The sequence below is a fragment of the Halobacillus naozhouensis genome (assembly GCF_029714185.1).
In the GTDB taxonomy this organism is placed as follows: domain Bacteria; phylum Bacillota; class Bacilli; order Bacillales; family Halobacillaceae; genus Halobacillus_A; species Halobacillus_A naozhouensis.
In genome coordinates this window covers 3,351,599-3,364,606 of record NZ_CP121671.1, presented here as the reverse complement: position 1 = coordinate 3,364,606, position 13,008 = coordinate 3,351,599, and the positions used below count along the sequence as shown (strand labels likewise).

Below are 13,008 nucleotides of genomic sequence, written 5' to 3'. Positions count from 1 at the left end.
CCACAAAAAATAAAACTCTATATGATATTATAGAACTAACTTACGTCAAAAAAGGATGATCAAAATGCCAATTATACAATCTGTGGACAGAGCACTCTCTATTCTAAATTTGTTTGACGAGTACTCTCCAGAATTAAAGATTACCGAAATCAGTGAACGCATGCATTTAAATAAAAGTACGATCCACTCCCTTTTGAAAACGCTTCAAAAGAACCACTATATTGAACAAAATATGGAGAATGGTAAATATAAGTTAGGGATGAAGCTTTTTGAGCGAGGGAACTTTGTGATTCACAATCTTGACATTCGCTCAACCGCTAAAAGGCATCTTATTGACCTTTCCATGAAGACAGGTCATACCATTAACCTTGTCATATTAGATGATAAGGAAGGTGTTTATATAGACAAAGTGGAAGGAACCTCCGGGACGATTCTTTATTCTCGTATCGGCCGCAGAATTCCGGTGCACTGCAGTGCTGTCGGGAAAGCGTTAGTTGCCTTTAAGGGAGAGGAAGAACTAAACAGAATTCTTGATGGATATATTTATAAAAAACAAACACCTCATACGATTACGAGCGAGAAATCGTTTCGTAATGAGTTAGAAGAAGTTAAAAAACGTGATTATGCATTTGAAAAGGAAGAAAATGAGCCAGGAGTATGTTGCTTTGCTGTTCCGGTCAGAGATCACATGAACCAGGTGGTTGCTGCCGTTAGCCTTTCCATGCCTTCAGCAAGAATGAAGATGGAGGATTTGGATGCTGTCATCTTACAGCTGAAAAAAACAGGAGAAAACATCTCCGCTCAAATGGGGTATAACCACAGCTCATTTATGAGAAATTAATTTTTTTAAAAGAACAAGAGCCTTCGTTCGCTATGTCTATAAATAAAAACTAAGTTTTATAATATAAAACTAATTGGAGGATGAGAAATTGCGTATTATCCGGTATTCAAATCAAGAAAATAAACCAGCTCTAGCTGCAGTAACAGACGAGGACAAAATATACGATTTACCTTTTGAAGATTTTTTGGAGATTGTTAGACAAGCTGAGGATAAAGAGTCTACTGCGCTTCAAGTCGTTGAGGAAATCATCAGCCAGTCTCTTCCCCTTGAGATACCGTACGATGAGTTGTCGCTGCTTGTCCCGATTGAAGCACAAGAAGTATGGGCTTCGGGCGTTACTTTTGAAAAAAGTCGTGATGAACGGAACTATGAAGCTACTGGCGGAAAACTGGATGCAGCGACATTCTACGATAAAGTGTACGATGCCGAGAGACCGGAAATTTTTTTTAAATCAACTAATAAACGAACGGTTGGACCAGAAGAAGATGTTTATTTAAGAAGCGATTCCAATTGGCAAATCCCAGAACCCGAAGTTGGTCTCGTGCTGGGCAATAAAGGTCAGATTCTTGGCTTCACGATCGGAAATGATATGAGCTGTCGAGATATCGAAGGGGAAAATCCGCTATATTTACCGCAGGCAAAGGTATGGAAAAACTCATGTGCGCTCGGACCGGCGATTCGTCTATCCGAGACGGTGGAAGATCCTTATGAGCTGGAAATCACCTGTCGGATTTACCGTGATCAGGAGAAGCATTTTGAAGGAACCGCCAGTATGAAACAGCTGAAAAGAAAGTTTGATGAACTTGCTGCTTATCTTTTAAAGGATAATACAGTGTTTGATGGCACCGTGCTTTTAACAGGTACGTGTATCGTTCCGCCTAATGAATTCAGCCTGAGGGATGGAGATCAAATTGAAATTGAAGTACCTGGGATTGGTGTTCTCGTCAACAGTGTAAAAAGCCAGGTCAGCCAGCTTGTTTTTGACCGCGAATAGAAGTGTTCTTTGTGAGATGTAAGGGCGGACTAACGGTTCGGGGAATTTTATCAAAACGTACTACGGAAAGGAAAGTGACTTAAATGACTGTTCAAACAACTGCAGTGACCTATCAAAACTTTATTAATAATCAGTGGGTGAACTCAACATCTGAAGATCTTATCTCTAGTTTAAACCCAGCGAATAGAAATGAGATTGTTGGTTATATCCAGAACTCTACCGAGGAAGATGTTGACAGGGCAGTAGAGGCAGCTAAAAAAGCTAAAAAAGGCTGGAGGAAACTTTCTGGAGCGGAGCGAGGTAACTATCTTTACAAGATAGCCTCTGTTATGGAAGAAAGACATAAGGAGATTGCCGAAACTCTGACGAAAGAAATGGGGAAAACCCTACTAGAGGCAAAAGGAGAAACTTCAAGGGGAATTGCGATTCTCCGCTACTTTGCAGGCGAAGGCATGAGGGACACGGGAGATGTCATCCCTGCTTCAGACAGTAAAGCACTCATGTACACCAATCGCGTTCCGCTCGGAGTTGCCGGAATTATTACCCCATGGAACTTCCCGGTAGCAATCCCGATCTGGAAAATGGCGCCGGCGCTTATTTATGGGAATACAGTGGTGATTAAACCTGCCCAGGAAGCAGCTATTACAGCAGCAAAGATTATTGAATGTATGGAAGAAGCAGGGGTGCCTGAGGGTGTCGTTAATCTGGTCACTGGCAGAGGCTCAATTGTTGGTCAGCGAATCATTGAGCATACTGGTGTAAACGGGCTTACATTCACCGGTTCAAATAAAGTTGGGAAAAGTGTAGCAGAAGGAGCGGTAGCACGAGGAGCAAAATTCCAACTGGAAATGGGCGGGAAAAACCCAATCATTGTGGCCGATGATGCAGACCTGGAACAGGCTGTTGAAGCAACGATTAGCGGTGGTCTGCGTTCGACCGGACAAAAGTGTACGGCGACTAGCCGGGTGATCGTACAAGAAGGAATTTATGAACAATTCAGAGAAAGGTTACTAGAAAGGACACGAGAAATTACCGTCGGGGATGGAATGAAAGACCATGTGTGGATGGGACCTTGTGTCAATGAAAACCAGTTAAATACCGTTCTTTCTTACATTGAAACAGGGAAGGAAGAAGGAGCCACACTGTCTCTGGGAGGTGAAAGGCCAAGGGACCCTGAACTGGAAAATGGCTTTTATGTTGAACCCACTATTTTTGAAGATGTAAATCAAGACATGACCATTGCTCAGGAAGAGATTTTCGGACCTGTTCTGGCTTTAATGAAAGTCGATACCATTGAGAAGGCGTTAGAAATGGCCAATGACGTCACATTCGGACTAAGTGCATCGATCTTCACGAAGAATATCGATAATATGTTTGAGTTTATCGACGAAGTGGAGGCAGGTTTAGTCCGTGTGAATTTTGAAACGGCCGGCGTAGAGCTCCAGGCTCCATTCGGCGGGATGAAAGACTCAAGCTCCGGCTCACGCGAGCAAGGTACAGCTGCTAAAGAGTTTTTCACATCTATTAAGACCGTTTATGTGAAACCTTAATGAAACAATTTTCAGAAGAGATATGGGGTAATCGCCACCTCATATCTCTTCTGATTACAATGGAGGGAAGTCCAATGAGAACGGTGATGTATCAAACGCATCATGGCCTAAAAATGGGCGTGAAGACGGACAGGGGAATCCTTGATGTGGACGCTGCTGCCAAAACATTCGCAGGTTATTCAGAAGTGCCAATCACTGCCACTGAGCTCCTTTATTCAGGAGGAAAGGGCAGAGAACTGTTGCAAGAGCTGGTCCTACAAGCTTTACAGGAAGGGGAATCATCGCTTTTTCATAAGGAAGAAACACTTGAATTTGGCCCGTGTGTTGACAATCCTCAAAAGATTATTTGTATAGGATTAAATTACCGGAACCATGCGGCAGAGTCGAATATGCCGATCCCAGAAGTCCCGATTGTATTTAGTAAGTTTAGCAACGCTCTCACAGGTGACGGTGCAGATATCAAGCTGCCTGTAAAATCGCAGCAGGTGGATTATGAAGCTGAACTAGCGATTGTTATTGGTGCTGAGGTAAGCCGTGTTAAGGAGGAAGAGGCGCTTTCCTACGTGTACGGTTATTGTAATGCGAATGACTTGTCGGCAAGGGATTTGCAAATGAAAACACCTCAATGGCTGCTCGGTAAAACATGTGATGGATTCGCACCTGTCGGACCTTACTTAGTCAGCAAAGATGAAATTCCTGACCCAAATCAACTATCCATAAGTACTGTAGTCAATGGAGAAGTCCGGCAATCCTCACAAACATCGGATATGATTTTCTCCTGCGAGGAAATCATCGCTTATCTATCTGATCACATGACCCTTTATCCTGGCGATATGATTATGACGGGGACGCCGGAGGGTGTGATTATGGGATACCCTGAGGAGAAACAAAGCTGGCTTAAGGCCGGAGATGAAGTGACAATCGAGATTGAAAATATTGGTTCGTTAACGAATCAATTTATTGACGGGCAGGAGTAGGCCCCTACTAAGGAGAAACTAGGAAAGAAGGGAGGGTCTGTTTTGGAAAATCAACACATTTTATTCAAGGGAGTTTTCCCACCGGTAGTTACTTTGTTTGACCAGAATGGAGAATTTGACTGGGATGAAAACCAAAGGTTAACAGACGTCCTGATCGATCAAGGAGTACACGGACTTTTATATTTGGGAAGTACTGGAGAATTTTCAGCTTTGACGAAAGAGGAACGAAAGCAATTCGCTGAAGAGATGGTTCGGCACGTAAATGGAAGAGTTCCTGTCCTTGTTGGCACGGGGACTACGTCTTTAAAGGAAACCATTGAACTGTCTCAGCATGCAGAGTCTGTCGGGGCTGACGGGGTCTTAATCGTGAACCCTTATTACTGGAAGTATTCAGAAGATCAACTATACCATTACTACACCACCATCGCGGACCATGTATCAACTTCTATCATGTTATATAATATTCCTCAATTAACCGGGCAAAATTTGTCCAGTGACTTGGTTTGCCGACTTGCTAAGGACCATCAGAACATTGTTGGAATCAAAGAAACGGTAGCAGATATCGGGCATATCAGAGATATGATTTTATCGATAAAACCGGTGCGTCCGGACTTTTCCGTGTTTGCTGCTTTCGATGAACATCTTCTGCCAGCTTTGCAAATTGGAGCAGATGGCTCGATAAATGGTACCGCCGTTTTTGAACCACGCTTATCTGTCCAGCTTTATGAAGCATTTCAGAAAGAAGAATACTTAGAAACGATCCAATACCATCAGAAATTGATTGAATTAATGCCAATCTATCAATATAGTGATCCATTATTTATGGCCATAAAAGAGGCTGTCCATCAACATGTGTTAGAAAATGAAACGGGTTCCAGGTCTCCTTGTCTGCCAAGTACCAATGAATTGAAACAAAGAGTCAGCAAACTATTAAAAGAATATACTTTTTCAAACTGAAGTGCTGCGTTGGCAGCTTAGAGGAAGAGTCGGATTTGCATCGGGCTCTTTTTTTTAAAAAACTAACTCATAGCTTTAGGGAAAGAAAGGGGAGATTAGCCCATGGACAATTACTTTGAAGGATATGTAAGAAACGATGGAACCGCGGGTACACGAAATTATATCGGTGTGGTTTGTTCAGTGATTTGTTCCAGTGTGATTGCCAAGGAGATTTCGGACCAATTACCCGAAGCGATTCCCCTTATCCATTCGAACGGATGCGCACAACTTGGAGATGATTTTCATGTAACCAAAAATATGCTGGTAGGTGTAGCTTCCAATCCAAATCTGTATTCAGCACTTCTTGTAGGATTAGGGTGTGAGACGAACCAGATTTCAGGATTACTTGATAGCATTCCGAAAACGAAGCCGATTGAAGGAATCGGTATTCAGCAATTAGCTGGCGGAGAAAATACGATTAGAAAAGGTGTCCATATCGCGGAGAAGTGGTCAGAAGCGGCTGAACGAAATAGAGAGCGCCTGCCCCTGTCCTATTTGACGGTTGGGATTGTTACGGTTGATATAGATGAAGAATCCTTAGAGCAGGTCTATCCGGTAGTAAGTGAAGTGATTGATAGATTAGTAAAACAAGATGCGAAGGTTGTTATGGCTCTCACAGATCGTCTAGAACCAGCCGGCCGCTCGCTTGCAGACCGGGCAGAAAAAGAGGAGGTAAAAGCTAGATTATCAGACTTAGGAAGCGGCATGCAGCGCAAACGTTGGAAAGATGCCAATCAGGAGCTAATCTCCCCTCGTCCGTTTTCCGATCAGGAAAAAGCTTTAGCAGCTCTTGAGGAAAAAATGTCAGGAACAAGCCCTATAAAAAGCTTGCTTCACTATAATGAGCGGCCTGAAGGAAGCGGGTTTTATATGACGAAAGCATCCAGTAACCTCGTTGAGACGTTATCAAATATGGCTTCATGCGGATGTAATATTGCGTTAGTCGTCAGCAGCAGAGGGACCTTGACAGGATCCATCGCTCTTCCATGTATGACGCTTACACCACAAAGTGCCAGTGGTACGTTTGACGAACTTGTTGATTATACGGTTACTGGGGAGGACTTTTCAATACAGGCGAGAAAAGTAATACAAGAGCTGCTGGACATCAGTTCAGGAAAACAGACAAAGCTGGAAGAGTTTGAACTGGGCGAATTTTCGATTCCTCATGTAGGGACAACATTCTGATCCATGGTAGGAGGAAGCAAAATGGAACAAACATTTAATGCACTTCAGTTAAATGAGAAGGATAATGTAGCCGTTGCCTTAAGAACGATTAAATCTGGTGAAATGCTTTCCATCCAGGGAGTAAAGGAAACGATTAAAGTGAAGGAAAGCATTGCGTATGGGCACAAAATAGCAATCTCATTTATTGATAAGGAGGAGAAGGTTATTAAGTACGGAGAGTGCATGGGGATGTCCACAGAGGAAATTCCTCCAGGTTATCATGTTCACGTGTTTAATGTCCGCGGTCTGAAAAACAATGAGCGATTAAGTACAGCGGAGGTTAAGTGAACTCTGGTGAAGTATCATCTATTTCTTCTGAAGGAAGGTGCGATATGAGAACATTCGAAGGGTATCGGAGACCAAATGGAAGTATTGGTGTGAGAAACCATGTAATCGTAATGAACACGGCAGGGGAACTAAGCAGTCTGACTAAAAAAATAGCTCAACTCGTTCCGGGGGTTATTCCTGTCGTACAGCAAGGTGGCAGGGCCCAGTATAAAGAGGATCTAAATCAGACCATCCGTACGTTAACAGGGACAGTTGGACATCCAAATGTAAGTGGTGCGCTTCTCTTAGGGATGGGGGAGGACGACATTGCGGAAGAGGTCAAGGAGGACCTAAAGGAGCAGCATCACCATGTTGAGGCGATGTATTTTAATAAAGGTAAATCGTTATCTGAAGTTCTTAACAAAGGGAAGCAATGGCTGGAAAAAGCCGTTGAGAAAAGTAAAAGGGAAAAGAAAGTTACAGCTGATGTAACGGAGTTAAGGATCGGACTCAATTGTGGAGGATCAGATGCCTGGTCAGGAATTACGGCAAATCCAGCTATCGGCTCGTTCTCGGACGCTATTGTCAGGGATGGCGGAACGAGTATTCTAGCTGAGACAACAGAAGCCATTGGAGCGGAACATATTTTAGCAAAACAGGCGATCAACCCAGATGTAGGTCAACAGTTTCTTCAGATTGTCCAGGACTACGAAGCAAGAATTAAAGAAACAGGTGAAGATATACGCTCAGCGAATCCTTCCCCGGGCAACATGACAGGCGGGTTAACAACATTGGAGGAAAAATCTTTAGGGTGTATTAAAAAAGGCGGAAATTCACCTTTAAGAGAAGTGATTGGCTACGCTGAATCGCCAGCAGAGAAAGGGTTCATTTTTATGGATACTCCTGGTTATGATGTAGAGTCAGTGTCTGGCCTGACAGCCGGCGGAGCCCAGATTGTTTTATTTTCAACAGGAAAAGGCTCACCGACAGGGTCACCTATTGCTCCGGTTATAAAAATTGGTACGAACCCCCGAGTCTGCCGAACAATGTCTGAACATATTGATGTGAATGCCGGGAAAATCATTGAGGGGATAAGCACAATCGAAGAAATTGGTGAGGAAATCTATCAGAAGGTGATAGAAACAGCAAATGGTGCCATAACGGCCGCTGAGAACCATAAAAACCAGGAGTTTGCGATTTGGAGATTAGCTGAAACGATATGAAAAAATCGATACCTGTTGAAAGGGGGGGCTGTATGAATCTAGAATTACTTTATGGAAAACATGGGGTTTCAATAGATTTACCCGATAATACCCATATAATAGAACCGGATAACTTGCCCGGTTTACCAAATGTTGAAGAAGCAATACGTCAGGCTGTGAGACATCCAATTGGAACGAAGCCGTTAAGGGAATCGGTAAAATCAACAGACACCGTATCGATTGTAATCAGTGACATTACCAGACCCACGCCTAATCATATCTTAGTCCCACTATTGATCAAAGAATTAAATCATGTTCCTTTAGAAAACTTCGTCATTATTAATGGAACAGGGACACACCGTGATCAAACGAGGGAAGAATTTGTACAGATGCTTGGTCAGTGGGTTGTCGATCACATTCGTATTATCAATAACCATTGTCATGATAAAGACACACTCGTCAATCTTGGTAAGAGTGAGTTCGGTTGTGACATCTATCTAAATAAAGAATATGTAGAATCTGACTTCCGGATTGTAACTGGTTTTATCGAACCGCATTTCTTTGCAGGATTCTCCGGCGGCCCCAAAGGGGTGATGCCGGGGATTGCCGGAATTGAAACAATCATGACGTTTCATAATTCACGAATGATCGGTGACCCCCTTTCTACTTGGGGGAATATGGTGAACAATCCTGTTCAGGATATGACTCGTGAAATAAATCGGTTGTGCAAACCTGATTTTATGCTCAACGTGACCTTAAACCGAGAAAAGGAGATCACAGAGGTGTTTGCCGGAGAACTTTATGAAGCACACAAAAAGGGGTGTGAATTTGTCAGGGAACATTCGATGCATCGATGTGAGGAGCGATTTGACGTCGTTATCACTTCGAATTCGGGCTATCCTTTGGATCAAAATCTGTACCAGGCGGTAAAAGGTATGAGTGCTGCCCACAAGATTGTTAAAGAGGGAGGAGCTATTATTGTAGCATCCGAGTGTTCTGACGGATTACCGAATCATGGCAACTACTCCAAACTATTTGAAATGGCTGAAACACCCGGGGAATTACTCGACATGATTAACGCTCCAGACTTCAAAATGTTTGACCAGTGGCAAGTTCAAAAGCAGGCGGTGGTCCAGGTTTGGGCAGATGTTTATATCTACTCTAAGCTTACTGACGATCAGGTGGAAGGGGCCATGCTAAAACCAACCCATAACATTGAACAAACGATAGAAGACTTGAAGAAGAAATACGGAGAGGATATGACCATAGCTGTCCTGCCGCTCGGTCCTTTAACGATTCCGTTTGTTGAAGAGAAAGCATTGTCTTAAAAAGCTAATCAAATTACAAAACGAAATGGGGCGAAAAGCATGAAAAAGACGAGTACTGAGAAAAATCAACACTTAGGTGAAATTCTTGCAGGCATGAACCGTGTGATCGTAGCGTTTTCCGGCGGAGTTGACAGTACACTTGTCGTTAAACGGGCCCAGCAGGAGTTAGGAACCGCAAACGTGCTGGCTGTTGTGGTGGGATCTGAATTATTCCGTAAAGAGGAATTTGAAGGTGCTGTTGAACTGGGAGAAAAGATGGGGATTAACGTCTATCAGACCGAAATCAACGAACTGGAAGACGAGGGAATTGTCAATAACACACCAGACAGCTGGTATTACAGTAAAAAGTTACTTTATGCTCATTTAAATCAGCTGGCAGAGGAATTAGGATACGCCCATGTTGTCGATGGAATGATTATGGATGACCTCGATGATTTCCGACCAGGATTAAGAGCCAGAACCGAAGCAGGGGTCCGTAGTGTTCTGCAGGAAGCAAATCTTTATAAACAGGAAGTTCGAGATCTGTCGAAACAACTGGAGATTCCGATCTGGAATAAGCCCGCCTCATGCAGTCTGGCCTCCAGAATTCCTTATGGAACAAAACTAGATAAGCGTAAAATTGAGCAAGTAGATCAAGCAGAACAATTCCTATCTAAACTAGGATTCAATCGCGTGCGTTTACGCCACCATGGCAGTGTTGCACGTATTGAGGTGGATCAGGAAGAAGTTTCAGAACTGCTGAACCACCGGGATAACATTCACAAACAACTGATTTCCCTTGGGTTTAACTATGTTTCCGTGGATCTGCTTGGTTATCGTACAGGCAGCATGAACGAAACAATAGTGGATAAGGCAGAGGAAGCAGAAGTTAGTTGATCATTAAAATCCTCCAAGAACTTTTATACGTGAAAGATAGTAGCCTTATGGAATTCGTTCTCCATAGGGCTACTTTTGTAAGGGGGGTCGTTATGGGAAGCTGGATTATATCAAAAGCCCCATCTTCAAAAAGGCAACTTTCGACGCAAGGAATCACCGATCTCCATGGAGAAACTATGAATAGATGCCACAATTTGTCTGGTAAAGCAGACTTTTAGTTTTATTTGTGCTAGCACGTTTCTAGTATTCTTTCCATTTTTAAAAGGAGGATTTATATGGTTCCAAAGAGTCGTTGTTTACAAAAACCAGCGTACAAGATGCTGGCTTGCTTAAGTTTCGTTTCCTTAGTGTTGCTAGTTTTTTTACCTGTGAAGTCTTACGCTAAAGAAAAGGCTGACTGCTATGATTCTAGTGTTCCGTTGACGCTTGAGGAGCAGCGGATAACTGAAGGGGGCCCTTATGCAAAGGAGATCCTTCATGATAGTCAATTTGATCAATTCGTAGAAAAGTTTGAGAAGCAGCTATGTTCAGCCCCAAATTTAACGAACGCCGAGAACATTATTACTAAGCATGGATCCCAAATATGGGAGACGGCTGTGGCTCGTGCTCAAGGGGAGCGGCCGAATATGGGAAAGTTAGATCAATACGATGATCGTCCTTTGTATTGGGCACGCCTGTCGATGACGAAGGCATTACGTCAATGGAGTCCGGGCTTTGGGGTGACGGATGGCCAACGTCAAGCATTGATCAAGCAACTCGAATACACATCCAGGGGAATTACTTCTGTCCAGTTCCCTAAAGGGAATGGAGTTCAGCGGATCCTGGTCAGTGGCTTTGATCCGTACGGGTTCGGGACGGAATATGGAGCTCGCCACAGCAATCCGTCCGGTGCTATTGCGTTACAACTCGACGGTCTTCGTGTTGAGACAGACGAAGGGCCGGCTGTAGTTCAGGCTGTTAATTTCCCCGTGCGTTGGAAGGATTTTGAACAGGGAATTGTTGAGGATGCTTTTGGGCCTTATTTGCAGCAATTGGATTTAATGATGACGATCAGTCAGGGCGGACCTGGTGATATGGAAATCGAAGGGTACCATGGCAGATGGCATGTGGGGACAGGTAATAATGGCAGTTGGAGGGAAGGGGTAATCCCAACCATTTCTGATTGGCCGATGCCTGAAGAGCTTCCGGAATTTATCGAAACGACTCTCCCGGCTGAGGCGATGGTCGAAGCGGACACAGGCCCTTTACCTGTTAAGCGCGATGATCATGTGTGTGAATGGCTCGCGCCTGAATATAAAACTGAACCGTATGTTTGCAGTGACGATGGTCCTGCGTCAAATTCACAGGCACGCGCAGGCGGTGGAGGAAGTTATCTTTCGAATGAAGTAGGCTACCGTTCCAATCGTCTCCGCCTTGGTTTCGGTTTAGAAGAACTTCCAGGTGGACACCTGCATGTCGCATCACTGGATTATCCCGAAGATCCGTTGGCTTATATTGATGAGGAATTAAAGCAGCAACGCAGAGTGATTGTTGATCAAGGAGTTGAGCTTGTGAAGGCTGCTGCGAAAGCAATAGAATAATGTGATAAAGAAATGGGCATTGCCGTAAGCGGTGGTGCCCTGATAGATTTTAGCTAAACAGAGAATAGGAACTTCTTGATATTTGTTTCATATTGATTTAAAATCAATTACAGGTAGTAAAGGTCTTTCTAAGCTTTTAACAAAACTTGTTAAGGAAGGACTATTTAATCTCTTTTTAATGGTGGAAATAATATAGTAGGAACATCTAGCTATATTTTTTTAAATCAATTATAGATATTAAAGGTCTATAAAGTATTTATTAAAACCCAAAGATGATGGATACTCTTACGGAACCTAATAAGGGCAGGTGACTTCTGTGAGGCATGGCATCATCAAACAATGGAGGCGATCAACAATGAAAGAAGAATTTGCATTTAATTCCAAAGTAGCTAAGGCATATGAGAAAAACACCCGAATCTCAGTTCCGACATATGATACGTTATTCGATATGGTTCAATCTTATTTTCGAGCTCAATTGGGAGACAAAGCAGCATCACTGCTCGTAGTCGGCGCGGGCGGTGGAAATGAATTTTCCGCATGGGGGCCCTCTAACCCGAAATGGGCGTTTACTGGAGTCGATCCTTCTGAAGATATGCTCAAGATGGCTAAAAATAATGCAGTTCAACTAGGTTTGGAAAGCCGTATCAGACTCATTCAAGGAACGGTTGATGACCTGCCGCCTGCAGATACGAAGTTCGATGCGGCAAGTTGTATCTTGGTTCTTCACTTTATAGACGATGATCAAGAGAAGTTAAAACTGCTCAGAACCATTAAAGATAATTTAAAATCGGGAGCACCATTCGTACTCGTCAGCGCGTATGGAGACCGTGATGATGCCGAACTTCATAACAGATTAAATGTATGGAAAAGTTTTTTCTTGGACGAAGGGCATGAACCATCTAAAGTAGACGAGATGGAAGATAGAATCATTATGAATATTTCTCTCATTCCTGAAAAACAAATCGAATGGCTGTTGGAGGAATCCGGTTTTACGAATATAGCGAGGTTTTATGCTACAGGGCTTTTTGCCGGATGGATTTGCCATGCAGAATGATTTATCGACCATACAATGTTAAAGGTTCATTTGTGCTGTCAGGGCTTTGCTGGAATAACAAGCAAAGCCCTTTTCTTATACAAGTAACGGGCTTACCTGGAATGAAATTTGTTGAATGC

General features: G+C 43.3%; 12 protein-coding genes. All 12 read left to right on the top strand.

What is annotated here, in order from left to right; genetic code table 11:
- The first annotated feature begins 64 nt into the window (after window positions 1-64).
- The 12 genes from P9989_RS17325 to P9989_RS17270 all read left to right on the top strand — a co-directional run bounded on the left by P9989_RS17325 (window position 65) and on the right by P9989_RS17270 (window position 12,889).
- Entirely contained in the window at window positions 65-841 is a 777-nt protein-coding gene (locus P9989_RS17325; RefSeq protein WP_283076115.1) for an IclR family transcriptional regulator, read from the top strand.
- Window positions 842-929: 88 nt separating this feature from the next.
- The gene (locus P9989_RS17320) at window positions 930-1,835 is read left to right on the top strand and encodes a fumarylacetoacetate hydrolase family protein (RefSeq protein WP_283076114.1); all 906 of its coding nucleotides are present in this window, start codon (window positions 930-932) and stop codon (window positions 1,833-1,835) included.
- A gap of 83 nt (window positions 1,836-1,918) precedes the next feature.
- On the top strand, window positions 1,919-3,385 hold the full coding sequence (gene gucD, locus P9989_RS17315) for an alpha-ketoglutaric semialdehyde dehydrogenase GucD (protein WP_283076113.1): 1,467 nt from the start codon (window positions 1,919-1,921) through the stop codon (window positions 3,383-3,385).
- A 74-nt stretch (window positions 3,386-3,459) separates the two neighbouring features.
- Window positions 3,460-4,362, top strand: coding sequence for a fumarylacetoacetate hydrolase family protein (locus P9989_RS17310; protein ID WP_283076112.1), 903 nt, complete (start codon window positions 3,460-3,462; stop codon window positions 4,360-4,362).
- Between the two features lie 42 nt (window positions 4,363-4,404).
- On the top strand, window positions 4,405-5,319 hold the full coding sequence (locus P9989_RS17305; protein ID WP_283076111.1) for a dihydrodipicolinate synthase family protein: 915 nt from the start codon (window positions 4,405-4,407) through the stop codon (window positions 5,317-5,319).
- Window positions 5,320-5,421: 102 nt separating this feature from the next.
- Complete coding sequence (locus tag P9989_RS17300) at window positions 5,422-6,543, top strand: UxaA family hydrolase (RefSeq protein ID WP_283076110.1); 1,122 nt, start codon at window positions 5,422-5,424, stop codon at window positions 6,541-6,543.
- A 21-nt stretch (window positions 6,544-6,564) separates the two neighbouring features.
- A complete protein-coding gene (locus tag P9989_RS17295) occupies window positions 6,565-6,870 on the top strand; it encodes a UxaA family hydrolase (protein ID WP_283076109.1) in 306 nt (101 codons plus the stop codon).
- Between the two features lie 44 nt (window positions 6,871-6,914).
- Window positions 6,915-8,072 (top strand): UxaA family hydrolase, encoded by a 1,158-nt coding sequence (locus tag P9989_RS17290; RefSeq protein ID WP_283076108.1) that lies wholly within the window; start codon window positions 6,915-6,917, stop codon window positions 8,070-8,072.
- 32 nt (window positions 8,073-8,104) lie between these two features.
- Entirely contained in the window at window positions 8,105-9,379 is a 1,275-nt protein-coding gene (larA, locus tag P9989_RS17285; RefSeq protein ID WP_283076107.1) for a nickel-dependent lactate racemase, read from the top strand.
- 39 nt (window positions 9,380-9,418) lie between these two features.
- Window positions 9,419-10,255: an ATP-dependent sacrificial sulfur transferase LarE gene (larE, locus tag P9989_RS17280; protein WP_283076106.1), complete on the top strand. Its 837-nt coding sequence runs from the start codon at window positions 9,419-9,421 to the stop codon at window positions 10,253-10,255.
- Window positions 10,256-10,530: 275 nt separating this feature from the next.
- The gene (locus P9989_RS17275) at window positions 10,531-11,835 is read left to right on the top strand and encodes a hypothetical protein (protein ID WP_283076105.1); all 1,305 of its coding nucleotides are present in this window, start codon (window positions 10,531-10,533) and stop codon (window positions 11,833-11,835) included.
- A 355-nt stretch (window positions 11,836-12,190) separates the two neighbouring features.
- Window positions 12,191-12,889 (top strand): class I SAM-dependent methyltransferase, encoded by a 699-nt coding sequence (locus P9989_RS17270; protein WP_283076104.1) that lies wholly within the window; start codon window positions 12,191-12,193, stop codon window positions 12,887-12,889.
- Window positions 12,890-13,008 lie beyond the last annotated feature (119 nt).